Raw genomic sequence first — 23,268 nt, 5'->3', positions numbered from 1 at the left:
AGCCCATCAGCCCGGGAGGTCGGCCAGGTCGCGCAGCGCGCGGCAGGCGGCCTGCACCAGCGGGATCGCCAGGCACGCCCCGGTGCCCTCGCCGAGGCGGAGGTCCAGCGCCAGCAGGGGCTCGAGGCCGAGGTGGGCCAGCGCCGCGGTGGCGGCCGGCTCGGTCGAGCGGTGCCCGCCGACGACGTGGGCCGCGGTCCCGGGCGCGATGGCCTCGGCCACGCACAGGGCGGCGCCGCCGATGACGCCGTCGACGATGGTGGGCACCCGGCGGGCGGCGGCGGCCAGGTGGAGGCCGGCGAGCGCGGCGATCTCCAGCCCGCCCACGTCGGCGAGCACGTCGACCGGATCGTCGAGGTCGCGCGCCCGGTCGACCGCGGTGCGGACCAGCCGCTGCTTGTGCCCGAGGCCGTCGGCGGGCAGGCCGGCGCCCGGGCCGACGAGCGGTTCGGGGTCCTGGCCGGTGAGACAGGCGATCAGGGCCACCGACGCGGTCGTGTTGCCGATGCCCATGTCGCCGCCGACGAGCAGGTCAGCGCCGGCATCCACGTGCGCGCCCGCCACCGCCGCGCCGACCGCGACCGCCGCCAGCGCGTGGGCCCGGCTCATCGCCGGACCAGTCGCGATGCTGTCGGTGCCGGCCCGCACCCGGCGGTCGAGCACGTCGGCCCGACCGAGGGCATGCAGGTCGCGCAGGTCGGACGACACGCCGACGTCCACCACCGTCACCGAGGCGCCGGCCTGGGCGGCGAAGGCGTTGATGGCCGCGCCGCCCGCGGCCATCGTCCGCACCATGGCGCCGGTGATCTCGCTCGGCCACGCGCTGGCCCCGTCGGCGACCACGCCGTGGTCGCCGGCGAACACGACGACCGCTGGCTGCGCGGGAACGGCCGGCGGGCAGACGCCGGTGATGCCGGCGATGCGGACGGCGACGTCTTCGAGGCGGCCGAGGGAACCAGGGGGCTTGGCCCGGGTGCTCCAGCGCGCGGCGGCCGAGCGAGCGGCCGCCGCTCGCTCGGCGTCGTCGGCCGGCGCGGTGATCCGCTGTCGCAGGTGGTCGAGCAGCTCGGGGCTCACGGGTCGCTCCGGTGGTCGGTGGCGGACAGGGCGCGCTCGAGCCGCTCGAGGCCGTCGGCGTCGGGGACGGCGATGCGGACGGCATCCGGGTGCCCGAAGGTCCCGCCGTGGCGGACGACGACGCCCTCGGCCAGCAGCCGGTCGCGCAGGCCGGCGGCCCCCGGCACCCACACGTAGGGGGAGTCGCTGGGCTCGGGGGCGAGGTCGTGGCGGACCAGCACGTCGTGGAGCTGGGACCGGAGCTGGGCGATGCCTGCTCGCCACCCGCTGGGATCGGCCAGGTCGAGCAGCGCAGGGAGGGCGGCGCACACCAGGCCGTTGACCGACCAGCGCGGCCGCAGACCCCGGAGGGCGTCGGCCTCGGCGTCGTCGCGGGCCACCACGTAGCCGATGCGGATGCCCGGGATCGCCCACGCCTTGGTCAGCGAGCCGAGCGCGGTGACCCCGGGGTCGCCCCGGGTCCAGGAGGCCGTGGCCAGCAGGTAGAAGGCCTCGTCGCGGACGTCGGCCACGTCGTCGGGCGCGGCGAGACGGCCAGTGGGGTTGTGCGGGTCCGAGCGCCAGCGCGGCCCGGCCGGGTCGAGGCGCGCCAGGTGGCGCCGGTACAGCGAGAAGTCGCACTCCTCGGCCCAGCCGACCGGCCGGAGCCGGGCCACGAGCGCGATGGCCTCCGCACCGCCGTTGGTGAGGACGAGCCGCGCCGGATCCACGCCGATGGCCTCGGCGAGCGCAGCGGTGGCGCGGGCGTCGTCGGGGTAGCGACCGACCCCGTCGAGGGCGGCGCGCAGCACGGGCCGGACGTCGGGTGCGAGGGGGTTGAGGCTGGCGGACAGGTCGAGCAGCTCCTCGACCGGTCGGCCGAGCGCAGCGGCGACCCGGTCGACGTCCCCGCCGTGGGGGCCGGGGGCGGGGGTGCCGGTCACCGGCGCCGCCGCCGGGGTCGGATGGCGAGGAGCCCGACCGCGCCGAGCGCGCCGATGAGCACCAGCTCGGCCCGTTCGGCGAGGCGGACGGCGCGGGCGATGTCGGCGGCGACGGGGCGGTCGCCGGAGCCCAGCGTGGGGCGGTCTTCGACCCGATCGCCGTAGCGCAGCGGACCGCCGAGGGACACGCCGAGCGCGCCGGCGAAGGCGGCCTCGGCCACGCCGGCGTTCGGTGACGGGTGGGCGGGGGCGTCGTCGCGGATGGCGCGGACGGTGGCTGCTCGACGCTCGGTCGGGGCGAGGGCCACCGTGCACAGGGCGAGCAGCCGCGCGGGCACGAGGTTGGCCAGGTCGTCGGCCCGGGCGGCGGCCCAGCCGAAGCGCTCGTAGCGCTCGCTGCGGTGGCCGACCATGGCATCCATCGTGTTGAGCGCCCGGTAGCAACCGGTGCCGGCCGCACCGCCTGCGAAGGCCCACAGCGCCGGCGCGTACACGGCATCGACCATGTTCTCGGCCACCGACTCGATGACCGCAGCCGCCACACCGGACTCGTCCAGCTCGGTCGGATCGCGCCCGACCAGCGACGGGAGGGCGGCCCGGGCGGCCTCGAGGTCGCCGGCTTCGAGGTGGGCGCCGATGCCGGCTGCCACGTCTCGCAGCTGACGGCCGGCGGTGGTCACCGACACCGCAGCCGCGGTGGAGCCGAGCAGGCGGCCGCCCACCGCGCCGAGCGCGGCACCAGCGACCGCGTAGCGGACGCCGGCGCGGCGGTCGTCGGCCCAGAGCACCTCCTCGACCTCGGTCATGGCCGTGCCGAACCGGGCAACGGGGTGGGCCCGGTCGGGCATCGGGGGCACGACCTGGGCCAGCACCAGGCCGAGCGCGGTGCCCCGAGCCCGGGCCGAGAAGCTCGGTCGCCTCACGGTCGGGCCGCCAGGGCGAGCAGCGCAACGGTCTCGGCGAGCACGGCGCACGCGCCGAGCACGTCGCCGGTGAACCCGCCGATGCGACGTCGGGCGAGCAGGACGACGCCGGTGACGGTGGCGAGCAAGGCGACGAGGGCGACGGCCCCGGTGGTCCCCTGCGCCACCACCAGCACGCCGGCGACCGGCACCAGCCACAGGGCCGTCCACCGGCGGGCGCCGGGCACCATCGCCGAGGCGAGGCCGGCGTCCCGGGCGTAGGGCACCAGCGACGGGACGACGGCGAGCACCGTGCGGCTCGCCGCCCACACGGCGATGAGCGAGAGGGGCTCGACCAGATCGGTGGCGAGCGCAGCCCACCGGGCCAGCAGCACCACGGGGACGACTGCGAGGGCGAAGGCGCCCACGTCGGGGGCGGCCATCACCGCGAGGCGCCGGTCCCGTTCGAGGTGGGGGAGGAGCCCGTCGGCGGTGTCGGCCAGCCCGTCGGCGTGGAGCATCCCGGTGATGGCGAGGTCGGCGGCCACGACGAGCACGGCGGCGACGCCGGGCGACCACAGCTCGACCGACACGAGCCAGACCCCGGCGAGGGCGGCGCCGATGAGCGCGCCGACGACGGGGAAGAACAGGAACGTGGTGCGGTCCGGTGTCCGGGCACCGCCGAAGACCGTGAGGAACCCGAGGGCGCTCAGCACGGCAGCTCGCCCGGCTCCGGCAGGCTGATCGCGCGGCCGGCCACGACGAGCAGGGCGTGGTCGGCCACGGCGGACACGGCCTGGTTGACCTGCCCGAGGGCATCGGCGAAGCGGCGACCGAGCTCCGTGGGCGCGTGCGGGGCGAGGCCGACCTCCTCGCCGACCACGATCGTCGTGCCGGCGCGCGCCCGCAGGGCGTCGACCAGCGGACCCGGGTCCGGATCGAGGTCGGGGTGGCCGGTGGCCCACGTCCCGAGGGAGTCGAGGAGCACGACGCCGTCAGTGCCTCGCAGCACGCCTGGGAGATCGGTCGGGGTCGTGCACTCCACGGTCGTCCACGCGGCCGGGCGCCGGGCCCGGTGGGCCTCGATGCGAGCGGCGTGGTCGGCGTCGGCGGGGTCGAGGCGAGCGGTGGCCACGTAGGTCACGGCAGCGTGGGGTCCGGCCAGGCGCGCCGCCATCGACTCGGCGACGGCCGACTTGCCCGAGCGCGTCCCCCCGAGGACGAGCACGATCACGGGTGCCGCTCCAGCCCGTCCCGCACCGCGGCGTGCACGGCGCGGCCGATGCGGGCGCCCCAGGTGGACCGGGGTCCGGCGAAGGGCTCGACCGGGACGGCGGGCGGCCAGACGACGGTGACGGCGTCGCTGGCCGTGCCGGTGCCGGGCACGCCGGCCTCCTGCAGGGCCTGGGCCTTGGCCTCGGTGGCCGTGATCACGGCGTTCACGGCGGCCGCCGGGGACAGCGCCACCGGGACCTGGACGACGATGTTGATCGTGCCGGGCACCCAGCCGCCGTCGGTGCGGTGCCCGTGGGAGCCGTCGACGTCGGCGGCCCACGTCGGCTTGGTCACGCCGACCGTGGCGTCGACCACCACGTCGCCGTCGGCGGCCCGCACGGCGCGGTGCACATCGACGGCGGTGAGCATCGCCGCCCCGGTGCCGACCAGGCCGAGCCGGGTCGCGATGTCGCGGGCGTGGTCGTCGAGGTCGGTGCGGTCGTAGCCGGCCGGCACCCCGATGTTCAGCAGCCAGTCGATCGCGGCGCTGCCGCCGCCGACCGGTGCCGAGGACAGCGCCGCCCGTGGGCCGTCGAACACCCAGCTGCAGGCCGCACGGGCGCCGGCAGCGTCCGGCAGGTCGACGACGTCGACCCGAGCGGGACGGGCCAGGTGGCGGCCGACCTCGGTCACCAGCCCGGCTCCGAGCCGGGGGCCGCTGCGCCGGCGGTGAGGTCGCTCACGGCGGCGGTGTCCAGGTGCTCGCCGATCCAGTCGGCCATCCGGTCGTGCTGGGCCTCGAGCCGGTCGGCGAAGGGCACGGGGTGCGGGGCGAAGGTCCTTCCCCGTCGTTCGGCCACGTCGGAGAGGCCAGCGCGGACGCCGTCGGCGTCGAACAGGCCGTGCAGGCTCGTCCCGCGCACGCGCCCGTCGGCCGACCGGGAGCCCTCGCGCTCCGCCGGGCCGCCGGGGTCGACCGGGTCGAGCGCCAACCACGGCCCGTCGCCCCACGCTCGGCCCAGGTGGATCTGGTAGCCGGCGACCTGGGCGTGCCCGTCGACGGTGCGGCCCGTCCGCCGGCGCACCACCTTGTCCCGCTCGAACACGGTCTCCACCTCCAGCAGGCCGAGCCCGTCAACCGTGCCGGCGCCGGACTCGACCTCGTCGGTGATCCGCGTCCCGAGCACCTGCTGGCCGGCGCAGATGCCGACGACGTCGGTGCCGCGTCCGGCGGCAGCCACCAGCGCCGCTGCCATGCCCGTCCGGCGGAGCCACGCAAGGTCGTCGACGGTCGCCCGGCTGCCGGGCACCACGACCAGGTCGGCATCAGCCAGCTCGCCCGGTCGTCGGACCCATCGCACGACGACGTCGGGCTCGGCGACGAGGGGGTCGAGGTCCGACGGGTTGGCGAGGTGGGGGAGGTGCACGGCGGCCACGCGCACGGGGTCGTCCGAACCGGTCCGCTCGGGGTCGACGACCGTGCCCACGTCCAGCGAGTCCTCGGTCCCCAGCAGCGCCCCGGGCCCGAGGTGGGGCAGCACGCCGAGCACCGGGACGCCGGTGCGAGCCTCGAGGTCGGCGAGACCGTCACCGAGGAGCGCCGGGTCGCCCCGGAAGCGGTTCAGGACGATGCCGCCGATGCAGCCGGCGAGGTGCGGCGGCAACAGGCCGATCGTGCCGTGGGCCGCGGCGAAGGCGCCGCCGCGCTCGATGTCGACCACCAGCACGGCGGGCATCCCGGCGGCACGGGCCAGGGGGAGGTTGACCAGATCCCGGTCGAGCAGGTTGATCTCCGCCGCACCGCCGGCACCTTCGGCCACGACCACGTCGAAGCGCCGGCGCAGCGACGTGAGGGCATCGAGCACGACCGGCCGCAGCTCGTCGGTGCGCGCCCCCCAGCCGGCGGCGTCGGTGGTCCCCACCTCCGTGCCGAGCACGACGACGTGGCTGCCGGTCGCGCTCGAGGGCTTCAGCAGGATCGGGTTCATGGCCGACTCGACATCGACGCCGGCGGCGGCCGCCTGCATCGCCTGGGCTCGACCGACCTCGCCGCCGTCGACCGACACCGCCGAGTGGTTGGACATGTTCTGGGCCTTGAACGGCGCCACCGTCGCACCCGTCCGGGCGAACCAGCGGCACAGGCCGGCGGTCACGGTCGACTTCCCCGCGCCGCTCGTGGCGCCGACCACGAGGAGCGCCCCGCGGGGCGACGCGCCCATCTAGTAGTCGATGCCCTTCATCGCCCGGATGCCCGACTGGTACGCGTGCTTGAGGACCCGCATCTCGGTGGCCGTGTCGGCCAGCTCGAGCAGCGGCTCCGGTGCGTCGCGGCCGGTGCAGATGACGTTGACCTTCGGCGACCGGTCCCGGATGGCAGCGACCACCTCGTCGGTGTCGAACCACCCCCAGTTCATCGGGTACGTGATCTCGTCGAGCACGACCAGGCGGTGGGTGCCCGAGGAGAGCAGCGACGCCGCCTGTCGCCACGCCTCGCGGGCGACGGCCTCGTCTCGGCTCAGGTCCTCGCTGTCCCAGGTGAAGCCCTCGCCGATGGCGAACCACTCGACGCCGAGGTCACGGGCCACCTTCTCCTCCCCCGTGTTCCACTTGCCCGACTTCAGGAACTGCACGACGGCGACCGGCCAACCCCGAGCGACCGAGCGGATCATGGTGCCGAAGGCCGCGGTGGACTTGCCCTTGCCGTTGCCGGTGTTCACGAGCACGAGGGAGTCGGCGCGCCGCAGCTCCGGCGGTTCCTGGTGCTCGGTGGGGGGTGCGTCGGTGGGGGTGTCGCTCATCGGTGGTCCTCCTCGGTGGCGTGCGGTGCGAGCTCGGTGGTGGCGGGCGTCGCTGGCCGGCGGCGCTGCTCCTTGCGCCGGCGGACGGTCACGGTCACCGAGCCGTCCTCGGCATCGACGTCGCAGCTGGCCTCCACGCCCCAGTGGGCGCCGATCACGTCCGGCGTGAGGACCTCCCGGGGGGTGCCGGCGGCGACGAGGCACCCGTCGGCCAGCACGGCGACGAGGTCGGCGAACTGGCCGGCCACGGTGAGGTCGTGGACGGTCGTGACGATGGTCAGCTCGCGCTCGGTGCGCAGGTCGGCGATCAGCTCGAGCACCTCGAGCTGGTGGCCCACGTCGAGCGCCGCGGTCGGCTCGTCGAGGACGAGCACGGGGGTGTCCTGGACCAGGGCGCGAGCCAGCACCACTCGCTGGCGCTCACCGCCCGAGAGCGTGTCGACGCGTCTGTCGGCGAAGTCCTCCAGCCCCAGGCGCTGCAGCACCGCGAGGGACCGGCGACGGTCCTGGAGCGACGAGGCGCACCGGAGGCCCTGGTGGGGAGCGCGCCCGAGCAGGACGTAGTCGAACACCCGCATGCCGGGTGGGATCACCGGGTGCTGCGGGACGACCGCGAGCTGGCGGGCCCGGTCGCGCACGCTGAGGTCCCGCCCGTCGCGGCCGAGCAGCTCGACGTCGCCGGCGTGGTCGACCGTGCCGCCGAGCGTGCGCACCAGCGTGGTCTTGCCGGCGCCGTTCGGGCCGATGAGCGACAGCCACGACCCGGCCGGGACGTCCAGGCTGATGTCGCGCACGACGGGCGCCCCGCCGAGCTCGACGCCGACGGCGCGCCACGAGATGGCCGGATGCGTGCTCATGCCATCGACCTCGAGCGGAGGATCCACAGGAAGAACGGTGCCCCGACGAAAGCGGTGATGACGCCGATCGGCAGCTCGGCTGGCGCCTGCACCGTGCGGGCGAGCACGTCAGCCAGCGCCAGGAAGGCGCCGCCGAACAGGAACGAGAGGGGGATGACGCGGCGGTTGCTGACGCCGGCGACCAGGCGGACGCCGTGGGGGACCACGAGGCCCACGAAGCCGATCAGCCCGCTGACCGCCACGGCGGCGGCGGTCGCCAGCGAGGCGGCGACGAGGACGGCCATGCGGATGCGTCGCGGGTGGAGGCCGAGGGCCTGGGCCTCGTCGTCGCCGACCGCGAGGACGTCGAGCGCGCCGACCGCCAGCACGAGGACGGCGCCGCAGACCAGCGCGTAGGGGAGGAGCAGGAGGACCTCGTCCCAGCCGCTCGTCGAGAGCCGGCCGAGGATCCAGGCGTAGACCTGGCGGAGGGTCTCGGCGTGGCGCTGCTGCACGTAGGTCTGCGCTGCGGTGAAGAACGCCGCCACGGCGACGCCCGCCAGGATCAGGGTCGCCGGCCCACCGGATCCGTCGCGCCGCACGCTGAGCGCGGCGGCCATCGCCACGGCCACGAGGGCGCCGATGAAGGCGAACATCGGGATGGCGTCGAAGGCGCCGACGCCGTCACCGGCACCGGTGACGATCGCCAGGGTGGCGCCCAGGCCGGCGCCGGCGGCGATGCCGAGCAGGTAGGGGTCGGCGAGCGGGTTGCGGAACACCCCCTGGTAGCCCGCACCCGAGCCGGCGAGCAGCGCACCCACGAGCAGGCCGAGCACGACGCGAGGGGTGCGTATCTCCCACACGATCGCTCGTTGGGTGTCGGACAGCCCGGAGTCGAGCGACACGAAGGGCAGGTGGTCGAGCAGCTCGACGGCGACCCGGTGCAGGGGCAACGAGACGGGACCCGTGGCGATGCCGACGACCGTGGCGACGGCCACTGCGGCCAGGCCGGCCAGCAGCCACCTCGGGGACAGGTCGGTCGCTGCGGGCAGCGTCCCGACGATGTCGTCACCGTCCGGCGGTTCGACGGGCGCGACCGACGGGCCGGTGGTGAGACCCGGACCGTCGGTCGCCGTCGTCATGACCGGCCGCTCAACCGGCCACGCCGGCGTCGACGTCGGCCGTGGCCTCGACGATCGCCGCGAGGAAGTCCACGATCCGCGGACCCCAGCGGGAGGCGATGTCATCGTCCAGCTCGACGACGTCGCCCTGCTGGACGGCGTTCATCTCGCTCCAGCCCGGGCGCTCGGCCACGGTGCTGGCGTCCTGGCCGCAGCACTTGGTGTCGGCCAGGAAGATCAGGTCGGGATCGGCGTCGATCAGGAACTCCGCCGACAGCTGCGGGTAGCCGCCGGCATCAGCCGCGCCGTCCGCGGAGTCGGCCACGTTCTCCAGGCCGGCGAGGCCGTAGATCTCGCCGATGAAGGTGTCGGACGTGACGCTGTAGAGCGTGTCGTCCAGCTCGTGGTAGTAGGTCAGCGGCTCGCCCTGCTCGGGCAGCTGGGCGACCAGCTCCTCGATGTCGGTCTGCATGTTCGCGACGACCTCGGCTGCGTCGCCGACGTGACCCGTCGCCGCACCGACGACCTCGATCTGGGTGTAGGTGTCCTCGATCGTCATGGCCGACGGCAGCACGATCGTGGGGACGTCGACGGCAGCGAGCCCGGCGACGACGTCGTTGCGGTCACCGGACAGGATCACCAGGTCGGGGTCGTAGCCGATGATGGCCTCCACGTTGGGGTCGAACCCGGAGAGGTCGGTGACAGGGGCGTCATCGGGGAAGTTGGAGAAGTCGTCGACGGCGACGACCTGCTCGCCGGCGCCGACGGCGAACAGCATCTCGGTCGCCGTGGGCGAGAGCGAGACGATGGCCTGCGGTTCGGCCTCGATCGTGGTGTCGGTGCCGTCCACGGTGACCGTGACGGGGAACGTGGCCTCGCCGGCACCGTCCTCGGCGCCCTCGGCAGCCTCGGTGGTGTCCTCGGCAGCGTCGGTGTCGGCCGGGTCGCCGCTGGCGGCGATGCCGGTGTCGTCGTCACCGCAGGCGGCGAGCACCAGGGCGAGCGCGGCGAGGACCGCCGCGAGGCGGGTTCGGATGGGGGAGCGCAATTCGGTACCTCCTGTCGTCGAGGATCCGGTCTGCTCGATCGACAGGGGTTGCCGGTCGAACCAACCCCTTGCCTCGAGGGTCACATGGTTCGCTCGGAGGAGGGTTCGACCGGACTCGCCCTCGGCTCGTAGGCCTCGGACATCACCGTTGCGGGTCAGTGCCGGGATCTCACCGGACTTCGTCACTCCACCGGTCGATGACCATAGCCCGCTCCCGCCGCGGCCGGTCCAGTCCGGGTTCGGGGCCGCCGGGCGGTCGATAGGGTGACCAGCCGATGCGACCGCTGGTCATGGGCGTCCTGAACGTCACCCCGGACTCCTTCTCCGACGGTGGCTCCTGGGCGGACCCCGACGCCGCGGTCCAACGGGGCCGCCAGCTGCTCGCCGAGGGCGCCGACATCATCGACGTCGGGGGGGAGTCCACCCGTCCGGGGGCCGAGCCGGTCGGCATCGACACCGAGCTCGCCCGCGTCGTTCCCACCATCGAGGCGCTCGTCGACGACGTCGCCGCCGCGGGCGCCCGGCTCTCGATCGACACGCGCCACGCCGAGGTCGCCCGCGAGGCGCTGGCCGCCGGCGCCACCATCCTCAACGACGTCTCCGCGTCGCTCGAGCACGTCGCCGGCGAGGCCGGCGCAGGCTGGGTGGCCATGCACATGCTCGGCGAGCCGGGCACGATGCAGGACGACCCGCACTACGACGACGTGGTCGCCGAGGTGCGGGCGTTCCTCGTGGCGGCCGAGGAGCGCGGCCGCGATGCCGGCGCGGACGAGATCTGGATCGATCCCGGCATCGGCTTCGGGAAGACCTTCGAGCACAACTGGGCCCTCCTCGGGGCCCTGGATCAGCTGGTCGACACCGGCATCCCGGTGGCGGTCGGGACCAGCCGCAAGGGCTTCCTCGGCGCGGTCCTGGCCGAGGCCGACGGCACCGACCAACGGCCCGGACCGGAGGACCGCCTGGAGGGATCGATCACGACCGCCTGCTGGGCTGCCACCATGGGAGCCGCCATGATCCGAGTGCACGACGTCCGCGCCACGGTGGCCGCGCTCGGCGCGGTCGCCACGCTGCACGGCTCGGGAGGCACCTGATGGTGCTGCGCGGCAAGTGGGCCCAGGGCATCGAGCCCCGCAACTTCACCTGGATCCTGCAGGGCAAGCTCGCCGTCTGCGAGCGCCCCGGCGGCTACGGGGCCAACCATCGCAAGGTGCGCCGCCAGGAGGAGATCATCTGGCTGCGCGAGCAGGGCTTCACGATGGTCGTCTCGCTGGCCGTCTCCCCGCACAACCTGCACAACTACGACGAGATGGGCATGCCCTGGCGGCACCGCCCCTTCACCCGCAGCGACGACCAGGAGGCCTACCTCAGCCGCCTGTTCCCCGAGCTGCGCCAGCTGCTGCTGCAGGGCGGCAAGCTCGTGCTGCACCAGGACGAGCTGGGCGACCGGCTCAGCGGGCTCATGGCCGCCTACGTGCTGTGGAACAAGCTCGTCCCCGGGGGCCCGCAGGCCATCTCGGTCGTCGAGCAGCTGCTCCACCGCCAGCTCGGCCCCGACGCCCGCAGCCTCGTGGCGCTGGTCCCCCGGCTCCCCGCCCCGGGCACCACCACCGTCTCGGTCGACGAACCCGACCCGCTGCCGGCGGTGGACCCCGACGAGGACGCGTGAGCACCCGATGAGCCCGGGCGCCATCGAGATCCGGGGTCTGCGCGTCCTCGCCAACGTCGGCGTCCCCGAGGCCGAGCGGGTCCACGCCCAGCCGCTGTCCATCGACCTCGAGCTCACCGTCGACCTCGACGCCGCCGGCCGCTCCGACGACGTGGCCGACACCGTCGACTACGGCGCGGTGGCCATCGCCGTCGCCGACGCGGTCGCCGACGCTCCCGTGGCCCTGCTCGAGCGGGTCGCCTCGCTGGCCGCCGACGCGGTGCTCGACCTCGACCCCCGCACCGAGGCGGTCACCGTCACCATCACCAAGCTGCGCCCTCCCATCCCGCGCGACGTGGAGGCCACCGCGGTGCGGCTGCACCGCACCCGCCCGTGACCCGGGTGCTCCTCGGGCTGGGGTCCAACCTCGGCGACCGGCGAGCGCACCTGCGCGACGCCGTGTCCTCGCTGCCCGGGGTCACCGGGGTGTCCGACGTGTACGAGACCGACCCGGTCGGCGGCCCCGAGCAGGACCGCTACCTGAACATCGTGGTCGCCCTCGACCTGCCCATCGCGCCTGGCGGCGGTCCGTCCCGCCCGCCCGAGGACCTGTCGACCGACCGGACGCTCCCGCCGATCACGCCGCTGGAGCTGCTCGCCATCTGCCAGCGCATCGAGTCCGCGGCCGGTCGGGTGCGCGACGTCCGCTGGGGGCCCCGCACCCTCGACGTCGACGTGCTGTGGATCGACGGCATCGAGCTGGACGACCCGGACCTCACCGTGCCCCACCCGCGCATGTTCGAGCGCCGCTTCGTGCTCGCGCCGCTCTCGGAGCTGGCGCCCGACATCGTGCCCGAGGGCTGGGAGCGCGACGCCGAGGGGCAGGTCGACCACCTCGGGCCGCTATCCTCCAACCCCTGACCGGCACCCGTACGGGGCTGGATCCACGAACCATCGGAGCGAGCATGTCTGCCTTCGACGCGCGCATCATCGGCCCCGGACGGGCCGGCGGCGCCCTGGCCACCGCGCTGACCAGCGCGGGATGGCGCGTCGACGGGCCCCTCGGCCGCGACCACGATCCGGCCACGGCGACGTCCGGCGCCCGGATCGTGCTGCTCGCCGTCCCCGACGGGGACGTGGCCGACCTCGCCGCCTCGCTGGCCCCGGGTGACGCGGTGGTGGCCCACGTGGCCGGCTCGCTCGGGCTGGACGTGCTGGCGCCCCACCTGCGGGTCGCCTCGGTGCACCCGCTGGTGTCGCTGCCCGATGCGGACATCGGTGCCCGCCGGCTCGCGGGCGCCTGGTTCGCCGTGGCCGGGGATCCGGTGGCGACCGAGGCCGTGGAGGCGCTCGGCGGTCGGGCCGTGGAGATCGCCGACGAGGACCGCACCGCCTACCACGCCGCTGCGGCGGTCGCCGCCAACCACCTCGTCGCCCTCCTCGGCCAGGTCGAGCGCCTGGCCCGCCAGGTCGGCGTGCCGCTCGAGGCCTACCTCGACCTCGCCCGTGGCGCGCTCGACAACGTCGCCGAGGTCGGGCCGGCCGCCGCGCTCACCGGACCGGTCGCCCGGGGCGACCGCGCCACCGTGGCCCGTCACCTCGCCGCCATCCCCGAGGACGAGCGCACGATCTACGCCGTGCTGGCCGAGGCCGCCCAGCGCCTGGTCGACGACGGCGCCGGGGTGCCGGCATGAGGCGGATCGCCACCGTCGCCGAGCTGCGGGCCGTGCTCGACGCCGAGCGGGCCGCCGGCCACCGGGTCGGCTTCGTGCCCACCATGGGCTACCTGCACGAGGGCCACGTCTCGCTGATGCGAGCCGCCCGGGCCGAGGCCGACGTCGTCGTCACGTCGATCTTCGTGAACCCCCTCCAGTTCGCGGCCCACGAGGACCTCGACGACTACCCCCGCGACCTCGAGCGCGACGCATCGCTCGCAGAGGGTGCCGGCGTCGACCTGCTGTTCGTGCCGTCGGTCGCAGAGATGTACCCCGACCCGGTGCCCGGTGGCCTGCTCGCCACCACCGTCTCGGTCGCAGGCGTGTCCGAGCACATGGAGGGCGCGTCCCGGCCCACCCACTTCGCCGGCGTGGCCACCGTCGTGGCCAAGCTCTTCTCGATCGTCGGGCCCTGCCGGGCCTACTTCGGCGAGAAGGACTTCCAGCAGCTGGCCGTGGTTCGCCGCATGGTCGCCGACCTGTCCATGCCGGTCGAGGTCGTCGGCTGCGAGACCGTGCGCGAGGACGACGGCCTGGCCATGTCCAGCCGCAACGCCTACCTCTCACCCGAGCAGCGGGCCGCTGCGCCGGTCGTGCACCGGGCCCTGCGCGCCGGCGCCGCCGCCGTCCTCGCCGGCGAGCGCGAGCCCGGCGCCGTGCGCGCCGCGATCGCCGGCGTCGTCGCCCAGGAGCCCCTCGCCGAGCTCGACTACGCCGAGGTCGTCCGGGTCTCCGATCTCACCGTCCCGTCCGCCATCGACCCCACCGACGCGCTCGGTTTGCGCCTGCTGGCCGCCGTGCGCTTCGGTTCCACCCGTCTCATCGACAACCTGGGGGTGACCGCTCCCGCTCCGTGCGCAACGGAGAGCACGGCGGCGCCCACCGTGAGGAGCTGATCCACGTGCGCCGTCGCATGATGAAGTCCAAGATCCACCGCGCCACCGTCACCGACGCGAACCTCCACTACGTGGGGTCGGTCACCGTCGACGAGGACCTCCTCGACGCCGCCGACATCATGGAGTTCGAGCAGGTCGCGATCGTCGACGTCGACAACGGCGCCCGCCTCGAGACCTACACGATCGCCGGTCCTCGCGGCTCCGGTGTGGTGTGCCTCAACGGTGCGGCCGCCCGGCTCGTCAGCCCCGGCGACAAGGTCATCATGATCAGCTACGCCGACTACGAGCAGGCCGAGCTCGCCCACTACGAGCCCCGCGTGGTCCACGTCGACACCGAGAACAACCAGATCGACGAGGTCACCGCCGAGCTGCTCGCCGAGCAGACCCGCGGCCCCGCTCCCCACCGCTACCTCGAGGTCGAAGCCCCCACCCGCTGAGGCCCCATCCAACTGGCAGTCGTGGTGTCGCGCGCCCGCTCGACCGGGACGGCGCCTCTCCGAACTGGCAGTTCTGGTGTCGCGCGGCGGTCAGGCCGGGGCCGAGGTGACGACGAAGCGCACCTCGAGGTCCTCGTCTGCGTCCGGGTGGTCCGTCCGCGTGTGCGATCCCCGGGTCTCGGTCCGGGCCTTGGCCGCCACGACCTGGGCGAACCCGAGGGTGGCCAGGTTGTGGACCTCGGCCGAAGCCACGTCGTCCACCGGGCGGGCGAAGGCCTGCACCGCCTCGGCGAGGGCGATGTCGAGCGACCCGTCGTCGCGCAGCACGCCGGCGTGGGCGGTCATCGCCCGCTGGAGGCGGTCCCGCGCCTCGGCCGTCGTCCCGGGTTCGTCGCCGGTGGTGGGCGCGACGTCGACAACGCCGTCCAGCGTTCGGCCCGGGATGGCGGTGCTGTCCGGTGCGCCGCCGAACAGGGCCCGCATCGCGCCGGTGGGCTCGGGCGCGTCCTTGCCGGCGTCGATGGCCTCCACCACCCGGGGTCCGAACACCATGCCGTCGAGCAGCGAGTTCGACGCCAGGCGGTTGGCGCCGTGCACGCCGTTGCAGGCCACCTCGCCGGCGACCCACAGCCCGGGCAGTGACGACGCGCCGTCGAGATCGGCGAGCACCCCGCCGCACGTGTAGTGCGCGGCGGGGGCGACGGGCAGCCAGTCGGTCGTGGGATCGAGCCCGACGACGGCCAGCGCCGCGCTGATCGTGGGGAAGCGCTCGTCGAAGTGGTCGAGCACCGTGGCGTCCAACCAGACGTGCTCGGTCCGGTCGGCCTGGAGCTGCGCGGTGATGGCGCGGCTGACGACGTCGCGGGGCTGGAGCTCGTCCACGAAGCGCTCGCCCGATGCGTCGCGGAGGAACGCACCGTGGCCGCGGAGGGCTTCGGAGAGCAGCGGCCGGGGCATGGCCTCGTGGTGCAGCGCGGTGGGGTGGAACTGGACGAACTCGACGTCGGCCAGCGCGGCGCCGACCCGCAGGGCCATGGCCATGCCGTCGCCCGTGGCTTCGAGGGGGTTCGTGGTGACCGAGAACAGCTGGCCGCCGCCGCCGGTGGCGAGCAGCACGTTGCGGGCCTGGACCTCGATCCGCTCGCCGTGCTCGTCGATGGCGGTCACGCCGGCGCAGCGCCCGCCCTCCACGAGCAGGTCGAGCGCGAAGGTCCGCTCCAGCAGGACCGCGGCCGTCTTCTGCACCGCCTCCACGAGGGCCCGTTCGACCTCGACGCCGGTCGCCGCCCCGCCGGCGTGGAGGATGCGCGGGTGGCTGTGCCCGCCCTCCCGCGCCAGCAGGTACTGGCCGCCCTCGTCCTGGTCGAACATCGCGCCGAGGGCGATCAGCTCGTTGACGCGGACCGGACCCTCGTCGACGAGGACCCGGACGGCGTCGAGGTCGCACAGGCCGGCGCCGGCGCCGAGGGTGTCGGCCAGGTGCAGGTCGGTGGAGTCGGGGTCGCCCCCGAGCACCGCAGCCACGCCGCCCTGGGCCCAGCGGGTGGTGGCCTGGTGCAGCTCGGCCTTGGTCAGGACGCCGACCCGCATGCCGTGCACGTCGGCGGCACGCACCGCCGCCGAGAGCCCGGCGACCCCGGATCCGAGCACGAGCAGATCGAGCACCTCCATCGCCGGCAGTCTGCCCCACGACCTGTGCGGGACCGCCTTCTCGAACTGGCAGTCCTGGTGTAGCGCGACGTCAGCAGCGCCCGGTCCAACCGCCGAGTCGCTCGAGCGTTCGGCGCACCTCGTAGACGACCCCACCCGGTGCGTACATCACCGCCTCCTCGTCGAAGCGCAGGACCTCCCACCCGAGGCGCCGGAGGACCGCATCACGCCGGGCGTCACGTCGCCGCCCTTCGTCGGTGCGGTGGTGCGGTCCGTCGATCTCGACGTCGAGCCGGACCGGTACCCCCGTGGCGAGCATCCGGCGCTCCCAGGTCATCGGCACGCCGGGGGTGCCGTGGACCCGGCCATCGATCCGCTCGAGGACATGGGCGTCCCGCAATCGCGTGAGCCGGGATGCCGGGCACCCGCGGTCGCGGATCTGAGCGGTGGTGATGAGGTGGTGCTGCTCCTCCAGCAGCTCCTGGACGGCGGGTGGGATGGTCGGCGGCATGGCCTCTCCTCGGACGTGCGGGAGAGGGGGAAGTCCGTCCGACCGTACGCAGGGGGGTCCGACAGCGACCGAAGCGCTACACCAGCACTGCCAGTTCGGAAAGGCGCTCGTGGCAGGCTGCCGGCCATGTCGGACGTGCCCGTCGAACCCCCGATCCATGCGGTCCGCGCTGCGGTGGCGGCCGCCCTCGCCGAGGACCTGACGCCGCTCGGTGACCTGAGCGCCGCGCTGGTTCCGGCCGACGCCACCATCGATGCGGTGTTCGCCAGCCGGGCGGCCGGGGTGCTGGCCGGCACGGCGTGCGCCACCGAGGCCTTCGCCCAGCTCGACCCGGCCGTGACCGTCACGTGGCGCCACCACGACGGCGACCGCATCGACGCCGGCACCACCGTCGCAACCGTCACCGGCCCGCTCGCCCCCGTCCTCACCGGCGAGCGCACGGCGCTCAACTTCCTGTGCCACCTGTCCGGCATCGCCACCCTCACCCGCCGCTTCGCCGACGCCGCGGCCGAGGGGGGCGACGCCCGAATCTGGGACACCCGCAAGACGACGCCGGGCCTCCGCTCGCTGGAGAAGGCGGCGGTCCGGGCCGGGGGCGGCGCCAGCCACCGGGGGAACCTGTCGGACTGGGTCATGTTCAAGGACAACCACCTCGCCGCCATCGGCATCGAGGAGGCAGTCCGGCGGGCCCGCACGGCGTGGCCGGCCCGCACGATCCACGTGGAGGTCGACGACCTCGACGGCCTGCGCACCGCGCTGACCGCCGGCTGCGACGCCGTCCTGCTCGACAACTTCACGCCCGACCAGGCCGCCGAGGCGGTCGCCATCGCGGACGGCTGGGCGGCCGATCACGGTGGCCGCCGTCCGCTGCTCGAGTGCTCGGGCGGCATCACGGTCGAGACCGCTGCGGCCTACGCCGCCGCCGGCGTCGACCTGCTCTCCACCAGCCAGATCACCCAGTCGGCGCCGGCCCTCGACATCGGGTTGGACGTCCGAGGCTGACATGGGGCGCGCCGAGGGACCGTGGGACCTGGGCGGCCGCACCCGCCGGGCCGTCACCCCCGCTCGCCTGCTCGCGCGAGGCGCCGCCGCAGCCGCGATGGCGCAGGCACGGGCCCTGCGCGGTGACTCGATCCAGGACATCGCCTCCGACCGCCGGCTGGTCGCCGCCGCCGAGGACATCGCCCGCGAGCTGGGCGAGATGAAGGGGGCGGCGATGAAGATCGGCCAGGCGCTGTCGATCCTCGACGTCGGCCTGATCCCGGAGGAGTACCGCACCGCACTGGCGGTGCTGCAGTCCGACGCGCCGCCCATGCCCTACGACGCGGTCCGGGAGGTGGTCACCGCCGAGCTCGGCGCTCCGCCCGAGGAGCTGTTCGACTTCTTCTCACCCCGGCCCATGGCTGCGGCGTCGATCGGGCAGGTCCACATGGCCCACCTCGGCGACGACGAGCTGGTGGTGAAGGTCCAGTACCCGGGCGTCGCCGATGCGGTGGCCGCCGACCTGCGCAACGCCGCCCTCCTGTCGGCCCTCGCCCGGCTGATGCAGCGGATGCTGGCCGGGCTCGCCGGGGACGTCGACGTGCGTGCTCTCATCGACGAGGTCCGGGACCGGGTCACCGACGAGCTCGACTACCGGATCGAGGCGGCCAACCAGATCGAGTTCGCCGCGATGTTCGCCGGCGACCCGGAGATCGGCATCCCGGCGGTGCGCGAGGACCTGTCCACCCGGCGGGTGCTCACCAGCCAGTACGTCGATGCGATGCGGTGGTCGGCGGCGCTCGAGCAACCGGTCGAGCTGCGCAACCAGTGGGGCAACGTCGTCTCCCGCTTCTCGGCCACCTCGATCTACGACCACGGGGTCGTCAACGTCGATGCCCACCCCGGGAACTTCCTGTTCCACGAGGACGGCCGGGTCACCTTCCTCGACTTCGGCTGCGTGTCCCGCCTCACGCCCGACCAGCTCGTGCGCCTGCGTCGGTTGGCTGCTGCGCTCATGACCGGCGACCGCGACGCCGTGCTCGACACGTTCGTCGACGCCGGCTTCCTGCGCACCCGGGAGGGGTTCGACCCGGAGGTCCTGCTCGGCCCGCTCGGCAGCTGGGTGCAGGCGGCCCGGGGACCCCAGCCGTTCCACTACTCCCGCGAGATGCTGGCCGACATCGTGGCCGAGGCCATGCGGGTCCGCGTCGGCGTCGACGAGCTCAAGCTCCTCCAGCGGCTCGACGTGCCGCGGGAGCACGTGCTGCTCGGACGGGTCTCCGTCGGCAACGAGGCGATCCTGGCCCACCTGGAGGCGACCATCGACTTCCGCGACCTCTACGCCCGCCACCTCGCCGGTGCCCTCGACATCGATCCGGAGTGGCCGGACGCATCGGATGAGGACGGCTCCGGAGGGGTCGCGTAGCGTCGCCCCCCGTGAATCTGCTCGCCATCGACGTCGGAAACACGCAGACCGTGATCGGCCTGTACGACCTGGAGTCCGGCGTCGAACCGCCGAACCGGGTCGCCGACTCGGACCTGCTCGACCACTGGCGCATCGCCACCAACGTCGAGCGCACCGCCGACGAGTACGCCCTGCTCTTCCAGGAGTTCCTCGCCTTCCACGGGTTCGGGTGGACCGAGGACGTCCAGGGCTTCGCCGTGTGCTCATCGGTCCCGCGGGTCACCGGTGCGCTCCGCCGCTTCAGCGAGCGCTACCTCGGCTTCGACGCGCTCGTGGTCGAGCCGGGCGTGAAGACCGGCATGCCGATCCTCTACGACAACCCCCGCGAGGTGGGCTCGGACCGCATCGCCGACGCGGTCGCGGCCTGGGACCTCTACGGCGGCCCGACGATCGTCGTGGACTTCGGCACCGCCACCACCTTCGAGGCCATCTCGGCCAAGGGGGAGTACATGGGCGGCGCGATCTTCCCCGGCATCGACATCAGCCTCGACGCCCTCTTCGGCCGCGCCGCCGCGCTCCGCCGGGTCGAGCTCGTCGAGCCGAGCAACGTCATCGGGCGGTCCACCATCGAGTCCATGCAGTCCGGTGCGGTCTACGGCTTCACCGCGGTGGTCGACGGCATGGTCGAGCGCTTCCAGGCCGAGCTCGACCAGCCCTGCACGGTGGTCGCCACCGGTGGGCTGTCCGGCCTCATCGCCCCGCTGTCCGCCACCATCCAGCACCACGAGCCGTGGCTGACGCTGCACGGCCTGCGGATCATCCACGAGAAGAACTCCCATGTCTGACGACACCCCCTTCGATCCGCCCTACCGCCTCGACGTGACCGACCGGGTCGGCGCCGTCCTGGCCGAGTTCGACCACCTGGCCGACGGGGAGGAGACCGACCGCACCGTCACCGTGGCAGGTCGCGTCATGTTGTTGCGCGACCAGGGAAGGCTCGCCTTCGCCACCCTGCGCGAGGGCAGCACCGGGGACGAGATCCAGCTCTTCGCCCTGTCGAAGGTGCTCGACGGCTTCGACCGGTTCGTGAAGCTGAACCTCGGTGACTGGATCGGTGCGACGGGCGAGGTCGTGCGGACCAAGCGCGGTGAGCTGTCGATCAAGGTGACGTCCTTCGTGCCGCTGGCCCAGGCCCGCCGCGGCTTCGGAGACAAGTTCCACGGCATCACCGACACCGACCTGCGCTACCGCCAGCGCTACGCCGACCTGTGGGCCAACCCGGAGGCCGCTGTGGCCCTGCGCGCCCGGAGCCGCACGATCAGCCTCATCCGGCGCTGGCTCGAGGACCGCGACTTCGTCGAGGTCGAGACCCCGGTGCTCCAGCACGTGGCCAGCGGGGCGGCGGCCACGCCGTTCACCACGCACCACAACGCGCTCGACGTCGACCTCAAGCTGCGGATCGCTCCAGAGCTGTTCCTGAAGCGCCTCGTCATCGGCGGCTTCGAGCGGGTGTACGAGATCGGGCGGGTGTTCCGCAACGAGGGCATCTCCACCCGGCACAACCCCGAGTTCACGATGCTCGAGCTGTACCAGGCCTACGCCGACTACACCGACATGATGGCGCTGGTCGAGGACCTCGTCGCCCACCTCGCCACCGAGCTCCACGGCACGACCACGCTGACCTACGACGACCGCGAGCTGGACCTGTCCACGCCGTGGCGTCGGGCGTCGATGGTCGAGCTCATCGAGGACGCCATCGGCGTGCGCCTCGACGTCGGCCAGCCCATCGACGAGGTCCGGGCCGTGGCCACCGAGCACGGCGTCGAGGTCGAGGAGTCGTGGGGCACCGGCAAGCTGATCCTCGAGATCTACGAGAAGACCACCGAGCACGGCCTCTGGGGTCCGATCTTCGTCACCGACTACCCCGAGGAGGTGTCGCCGCTGTCGAGGGCCCACCGGGACCAGCCCGGCGTCACCGAGCGCTTCGAGGCCATCGTCGCCGGCCGGGAGCTGTGCAACGCGTTCTCCGAGCTCGTCGACCCCGACGTGCAGCGCGCTCGCTTCGAGGACCAGGTGCGCCAGAAGGACGCCGGCGACCACGAGGCCATGGCCCTCGACGAGGACTACCTCCGGGCCATGGAGTACGGCCTGCCGCCCACCGGCGGCCTCGGGATCGGCATCGACCGCCTGATCATGCTGCTCACCGGCACCACGTCCATCCGCGACGTCGTGCTGTTCCCGACGCTGAAGCCGGAGCAGTAGCGGGTCAGAAGCGGTCGCCGTACTTGCCGAGCAGGTCGTCGAGGCCCTCGCGCAGCAGCGATGCCTCGGTGCGCCCGGTGGCATCGGACAGCTTCGACAACCGGTCGAGGTCGGCGCGGCTGTAGTAGTTGCTCTTGAGGACCATCTTCTCCTCGACGTACATGGCGATGCGATCCCGTCCCTCGCGCTTGGCCCGCATCAGTGCCTGGCCGGCGGCCCGGAGGAGCTCCTCGCCGGTGGCGGCGTGGGGTGGGACCGCGGCCACCCCGACCGACGCCGTCACGTGCCCGACGTCGGCGATCGCACGCGAGGCGAGGTGCGCCCTGATCTCGTCGAGGAGCACCAACCCGTTCTCCGCCGACTGACCCGGCAGGAGCACGGCGTACTCGTCACCGCCCAACCGCGACACGAGCGCGTCCCCCGGCATGTTGGCGTGCAGCACCTTCTCCCAGGCCAGGAGCACGGCGTCGCCGGCGTCGTGCCCGTACCTCTCGTTGACCTCGGCGAAGTCGTCCAGGTCCGTGAGGGCCATGGCGGCGGGGACGGTGCCGTGGTGCAGGCGCTCCTCGACGGAGGCGACGAAGTCCTCCCGGGCGGTGATGGGCAGGAGGGATGCGTTCGACGTGTGAGGCATGACATATATATGTCCTACGTGTGCACGCGTGTCAAGGGTGGTGTCGCGCAACATGGGTACTGCCAGTTCCCAGGGCGAGTGCGTCCCCCGCCGGCGGGTTCAGGGGCGGGCGGCGGCGACGGTGCCGAGGACGTGGTCCACACCGTCGTGCAGCGCGGCCTTGGCCGGCGAGTCCGGCAGCGGCGCCAGCGCGTCCTGGGCCCGGCGGGCGTGGCGCTCGGCCTCGGCCATGGTCTCCTCGATGCCGCCGGACTGGAGCACGAGGGACCGGGCGGCCTCGCGCTCGGCGCCCTCGATGGGCGACCCGAGCAGGCCGGTCAGCTCCTCGCCGACGTCGGACTGCAGCGCCCGGAGCACCGGGAGGTTGTAGATGCCCTCGGTGAGGTCGTGGGCGGCGGGCTTGCCGAGCTCCTCCTCGGTGGCGACGAGATCCAGGACGTCGTCGACCAGCTGGAAGGCCATGCCGAAGCTGACCCCGTAGTCGGTGAGGGCGTCGACCTCGTCCCGTGGCAGGCCGCCCACGATGGCGCCGATGCGGCAGGCCGTGGCGTACAGCGACGCGGTCTTGCCCTCGACGGCGGCGAAGTAGGCGTCCTCGGTGCGGGCCGTGGAGTAGGCGTGGCGCAGCTCGAGGATCTCGCCCTCGCACAGGCGGCCGATGGTCCGGGCCAGCAGCGCGGCGACCTCGGTACCGAGCGAGGCGGCGATCTCGGATGCCTTGGCCAGGAGGAAGTCGCCGGCGAGGATGGCGGTGAGGTTGTTCCAGCGCACGTTCACCGACTGGACGCCCCGCCGGGAGTCGGCTTCGTCGATGACGTCGTCGTGGTAGAGCGACCCGACCTGGACCAGCTCCACGGAGACGCCGCCGTCGATGACGTCGACGGTGACCTCGGTCGAGGTCGCGGCTGCGAGCACGCCGAGCATCGGGCGCAGGCGCTTGCCCCCGGCCCGGATCAGGTGCGAGGTCATCTCGGTGAGCTGGGGGTCGTCGGTGGTGACGGCAGCCAGCAGGCGCTCGTCGATCAGCGCGAGGTGGCCCTCGGCGCCGGGGAAGTCGAGCAGCGGGTTGGAACCCATGGCCGGAGGCTACTGGGGCCTTCGGACAGGGCCGCAGTCGCCGTCGGGCGCGCGGCGCCGGACGGGTCGCGGCTCCGGGCGTCCCGGCAGATGGGGGTGGTCAACGGCGTGCTGGTCGGGTACGCCTGGGGCATG

General features: G+C 74.0%; 26 protein-coding genes. 11 read left to right on the top strand and 15 right to left on the bottom strand.

The annotated features are described in order from the left end of the window. Positions 1-6: 6 nt before the first annotated feature. Genes cobT through RGQ06_RS03225 form a run of 11 tightly spaced genes read right to left on the bottom strand, consistent with a single transcriptional unit; the run spans position 7 to position 9,920 of the window. Positions 7-1,077: a nicotinate-nucleotide--dimethylbenzimidazole phosphoribosyltransferase gene (cobT, locus tag RGQ06_RS03275; RefSeq protein WP_432429316.1), complete on the bottom strand. Its 1,071-nt coding sequence runs from the start codon at positions 1,075-1,077 to the stop codon at positions 7-9. Beyond that, complete coding sequence (locus RGQ06_RS03270) at positions 1,074-2,000, bottom strand: aminotransferase class I/II-fold pyridoxal phosphate-dependent enzyme (RefSeq protein ID WP_432429317.1); 927 nt, start codon at positions 1,998-2,000, stop codon at positions 1,074-1,076. Before RGQ06_RS03270 ends, cobT begins: the two co-directional genes overlap by 4 nt. Beyond that, complete coding sequence (locus RGQ06_RS03265) at positions 1,997-2,923, bottom strand: cobalamin biosynthesis protein CobD/CbiB (RefSeq protein ID WP_432429318.1); 927 nt, start codon at positions 2,921-2,923, stop codon at positions 1,997-1,999. The genes RGQ06_RS03270 and RGQ06_RS03265 overlap by 4 nt, the downstream gene beginning before the upstream one ends. Then, the gene (locus RGQ06_RS03260; RefSeq protein ID WP_432429319.1) at positions 2,920-3,618 is read right to left on the bottom strand and encodes an adenosylcobinamide-GDP ribazoletransferase; all 699 of its coding nucleotides are present in this window, start codon (positions 3,616-3,618) and stop codon (positions 2,920-2,922) included. The genes RGQ06_RS03265 and RGQ06_RS03260 overlap by 4 nt, the downstream gene beginning before the upstream one ends. Beyond that, entirely contained in the window at positions 3,612-4,136 is a 525-nt protein-coding gene (locus tag RGQ06_RS03255) for a bifunctional adenosylcobinamide kinase/adenosylcobinamide-phosphate guanylyltransferase (protein ID WP_432429320.1), read from the bottom strand. The genes RGQ06_RS03260 and RGQ06_RS03255 overlap by 7 nt, the downstream gene beginning before the upstream one ends. After that, positions 4,133-4,810 (bottom strand): adenosylcobinamide amidohydrolase, encoded by a 678-nt coding sequence (locus RGQ06_RS03250; RefSeq protein WP_432429321.1) that lies wholly within the window; start codon positions 4,808-4,810, stop codon positions 4,133-4,135. The genes RGQ06_RS03255 and RGQ06_RS03250 overlap by 4 nt, the downstream gene beginning before the upstream one ends. Beyond that, positions 4,807-6,336, bottom strand: a complete 1,530-nt coding sequence (locus RGQ06_RS03245; RefSeq protein WP_432429322.1) for a cobyric acid synthase — start codon at positions 6,334-6,336, stop codon at positions 4,807-4,809. Before RGQ06_RS03245 ends, RGQ06_RS03250 begins: the two co-directional genes overlap by 4 nt. Then, the gene (gene cobO, locus RGQ06_RS03240) at positions 6,337-6,915 is read right to left on the bottom strand and encodes a cob(I)yrinic acid a,c-diamide adenosyltransferase (protein WP_432429323.1); all 579 of its coding nucleotides are present in this window, start codon (positions 6,913-6,915) and stop codon (positions 6,337-6,339) included. It abuts the gene before it with no gap. Further along, the gene (locus RGQ06_RS03235; protein ID WP_432429324.1) at positions 6,912-7,772 is read right to left on the bottom strand and encodes an ABC transporter ATP-binding protein; all 861 of its coding nucleotides are present in this window, start codon (positions 7,770-7,772) and stop codon (positions 6,912-6,914) included. The genes cobO and RGQ06_RS03235 overlap by 4 nt, the downstream gene beginning before the upstream one ends. After that, a complete protein-coding gene (locus RGQ06_RS03230; protein WP_432429325.1) occupies positions 7,769-8,893 on the bottom strand; it encodes a FecCD family ABC transporter permease in 1,125 nt (374 codons plus the stop codon). The genes RGQ06_RS03235 and RGQ06_RS03230 overlap by 4 nt, the downstream gene beginning before the upstream one ends. 10 nt (positions 8,894-8,903) lie before the next feature. Further along, the gene (locus RGQ06_RS03225; protein ID WP_432429326.1) at positions 8,904-9,920 is read right to left on the bottom strand and encodes an ABC transporter substrate-binding protein; all 1,017 of its coding nucleotides are present in this window, start codon (positions 9,918-9,920) and stop codon (positions 8,904-8,906) included. Between the two features lie 275 nt (positions 9,921-10,195). On the opposite strand from RGQ06_RS03225, the gene folP reads away from it, so the two are divergent. From folP to panD, 7 genes are read left to right on the top strand one after another with little or no spacing between them, the layout of a single operon-like run. Further along, positions 10,196-11,011 carry a dihydropteroate synthase gene (gene folP, locus RGQ06_RS03220; protein WP_432429327.1) on the top strand — a complete coding sequence of 272 codons (816 nt, stop codon included), beginning with the start codon at positions 10,196-10,198 and terminating at the stop codon, positions 11,009-11,011. Further along, a complete protein-coding gene (locus RGQ06_RS03215; protein ID WP_432429328.1) occupies positions 11,011-11,586 on the top strand; it encodes a hypothetical protein in 576 nt (191 codons plus the stop codon). Before folP ends, RGQ06_RS03215 begins: the two co-directional genes overlap by 1 nt. Positions 11,587-11,593: 7 nt before the next feature. Then, the gene (gene folB / locus RGQ06_RS03210) at positions 11,594-11,962 is read left to right on the top strand and encodes a dihydroneopterin aldolase (protein WP_432429329.1); all 369 of its coding nucleotides are present in this window, start codon (positions 11,594-11,596) and stop codon (positions 11,960-11,962) included. Next, positions 11,959-12,486 (top strand): 2-amino-4-hydroxy-6-hydroxymethyldihydropteridine diphosphokinase, encoded by a 528-nt coding sequence (folK, locus tag RGQ06_RS03205; RefSeq protein ID WP_432429330.1) that lies wholly within the window; start codon positions 11,959-11,961, stop codon positions 12,484-12,486. The genes folB and folK overlap by 4 nt, the downstream gene beginning before the upstream one ends. Before the next feature lie 44 nt (positions 12,487-12,530). After that, positions 12,531-13,259, top strand: coding sequence for a DUF2520 domain-containing protein (locus RGQ06_RS03200; protein ID WP_432429331.1), 729 nt, complete (start codon positions 12,531-12,533; stop codon positions 13,257-13,259). After that, the gene (gene panC, locus RGQ06_RS03195; protein ID WP_432429332.1) at positions 13,256-14,176 is read left to right on the top strand and encodes a pantoate--beta-alanine ligase; all 921 of its coding nucleotides are present in this window, start codon (positions 13,256-13,258) and stop codon (positions 14,174-14,176) included. Before RGQ06_RS03200 ends, panC begins: the two co-directional genes overlap by 4 nt. 5 nt (positions 14,177-14,181) lie before the next feature. Next, positions 14,182-14,613, top strand: a complete 432-nt coding sequence (gene panD / locus RGQ06_RS03190) for an aspartate 1-decarboxylase (RefSeq protein WP_432429333.1) — start codon at positions 14,182-14,184, stop codon at positions 14,611-14,613. Positions 14,614-14,703: 90 nt separating this feature from the next. Here the strand turns inward: panD and nadB are convergent, their stop codons facing one another. Both nadB and RGQ06_RS03180 read right to left on the bottom strand, forming a co-directional pair. Next, positions 14,704-16,284, bottom strand: a complete 1,581-nt coding sequence (gene nadB / locus RGQ06_RS03185) for an L-aspartate oxidase (RefSeq protein WP_432429334.1) — start codon at positions 16,282-16,284, stop codon at positions 14,704-14,706. A gap of 70 nt (positions 16,285-16,354) precedes the next feature. Next, positions 16,355-16,774 carry a DUF559 domain-containing protein gene (locus RGQ06_RS03180; RefSeq protein ID WP_432429335.1) on the bottom strand — a complete coding sequence of 140 codons (420 nt, stop codon included), beginning with the start codon at positions 16,772-16,774 and terminating at the stop codon, positions 16,355-16,357. 126 nt (positions 16,775-16,900) lie between these two features. On the opposite strand from RGQ06_RS03180, the gene nadC reads away from it, so the two are divergent. The 4 genes from nadC to lysS are packed head-to-tail and all read left to right on the top strand — an operon-like array spanning position 16,901 to position 21,422. After that, on the top strand, positions 16,901-17,776 hold the full coding sequence (gene nadC / locus RGQ06_RS03175; protein WP_432429336.1) for a carboxylating nicotinate-nucleotide diphosphorylase: 876 nt from the start codon (positions 16,901-16,903) through the stop codon (positions 17,774-17,776). Position 17,777: 1 nt separating this feature from the next. Further along, a complete protein-coding gene (locus tag RGQ06_RS03170; protein WP_432429337.1) occupies positions 17,778-19,181 on the top strand; it encodes an ABC1 kinase family protein in 1,404 nt (467 codons plus the stop codon). 11 nt (positions 19,182-19,192) lie between these two features. Then, a complete protein-coding gene (locus RGQ06_RS03165) occupies positions 19,193-20,005 on the top strand; it encodes a type III pantothenate kinase (RefSeq protein ID WP_432429338.1) in 813 nt (270 codons plus the stop codon). Beyond that, positions 19,998-21,422 (top strand): lysine--tRNA ligase, encoded by a 1,425-nt coding sequence (gene lysS, locus RGQ06_RS03160; RefSeq protein WP_432429339.1) that lies wholly within the window; start codon positions 19,998-20,000, stop codon positions 21,420-21,422. Before RGQ06_RS03165 ends, lysS begins: the two co-directional genes overlap by 8 nt. Positions 21,423-21,426: 4 nt before the next feature. Here lysS and RGQ06_RS03155 read toward each other — a convergent pair whose 3' ends face one another. Beyond that, complete coding sequence (locus tag RGQ06_RS03155; protein ID WP_432429340.1) at positions 21,427-22,056, bottom strand: GGDEF domain-containing protein; 630 nt, start codon at positions 22,054-22,056, stop codon at positions 21,427-21,429. 99 nt (positions 22,057-22,155) lie between these two features. Then, complete coding sequence (locus RGQ06_RS03150; protein WP_432429341.1) at positions 22,156-23,133, bottom strand: polyprenyl synthetase family protein; 978 nt, start codon at positions 23,131-23,133, stop codon at positions 22,156-22,158. Between the last annotated feature and the right edge of the window lie 135 nt (positions 23,134-23,268).

It is taken from the genome of Salinilacustrithrix flava, assembly GCF_041228405.1.
In the GTDB taxonomy this organism is placed as follows: Bacteria; Actinomycetota; Acidimicrobiia; order Acidimicrobiales; family Salinilacustritrichaceae; genus Salinilacustrithrix; species Salinilacustrithrix flava.
This window is presented reverse-complemented; position numbering and strand designations above follow the sequence as displayed.

Bases quoted from the DNA above. Each gene is read 5' to 3' on its own strand.
- RGQ06_RS03200 (WP_432429331.1), top strand. From the start codon at position 12,531: ATGTCTGCCTTCGACGCGCGCATCATCGGCCCCGGACGGGCCGGCGGC.
- folP (WP_432429327.1), top strand. From the start codon at position 10,196: ATGCGACCGCTGGTCATGGGCGTCCTGAACGTCACCCCGGACTCCTTC.
- panC (WP_432429332.1), top strand. From the start codon at position 13,256: ATGAGGCGGATCGCCACCGTCGCCGAGCTGCGGGCCGTGCTCGACGCC.
- lysS (WP_432429339.1), top strand. From the start codon at position 19,998: ATGTCTGACGACACCCCCTTCGATCCGCCCTACCGCCTCGACGTGACC.
- folB (WP_432429329.1), top strand. From the start codon at position 11,594: ATGAGCCCGGGCGCCATCGAGATCCGGGGTCTGCGCGTCCTCGCCAAC.
- RGQ06_RS03245 (WP_432429322.1), bottom strand. From the start codon at position 6,336: ATGGGCGCGTCGCCCCGCGGGGCGCTCCTCGTGGTCGGCGCCACGAGC.
- RGQ06_RS03215 (WP_432429328.1), top strand. From the start codon at position 11,011: ATGGTGCTGCGCGGCAAGTGGGCCCAGGGCATCGAGCCCCGCAACTTC.
- nadC (WP_432429336.1), top strand. From the start codon at position 16,901: ATGTCGGACGTGCCCGTCGAACCCCCGATCCATGCGGTCCGCGCTGCG.
- RGQ06_RS03235 (WP_432429324.1), bottom strand. From the start codon at position 7,772: ATGAGCACGCATCCGGCCATCTCGTGGCGCGCCGTCGGCGTCGAGCTC.
- nadB (WP_432429334.1), bottom strand. From the start codon at position 16,284: ATGGAGGTGCTCGATCTGCTCGTGCTCGGATCCGGGGTCGCCGGGCTC.
- cobO (WP_432429323.1), bottom strand. From the start codon at position 6,915: ATGAGCGACACCCCCACCGACGCACCCCCCACCGAGCACCAGGAACCG.
- RGQ06_RS03150 (WP_432429341.1), bottom strand. From the start codon at position 23,133: ATGGGTTCCAACCCGCTGCTCGACTTCCCCGGCGCCGAGGGCCACCTC.
- RGQ06_RS03170 (WP_432429337.1), top strand. From the start codon at position 17,778: ATGGGGCGCGCCGAGGGACCGTGGGACCTGGGCGGCCGCACCCGCCGG.
- RGQ06_RS03155 (WP_432429340.1), bottom strand. From the start codon at position 22,056: ATGCCTCACACGTCGAACGCATCCCTCCTGCCCATCACCGCCCGGGAG.
- RGQ06_RS03230 (WP_432429325.1), bottom strand. From the start codon at position 8,893: ATGACGACGGCGACCGACGGTCCGGGTCTCACCACCGGCCCGTCGGTC.
- RGQ06_RS03180 (WP_432429335.1), bottom strand. From the start codon at position 16,774: ATGCCGCCGACCATCCCACCCGCCGTCCAGGAGCTGCTGGAGGAGCAG.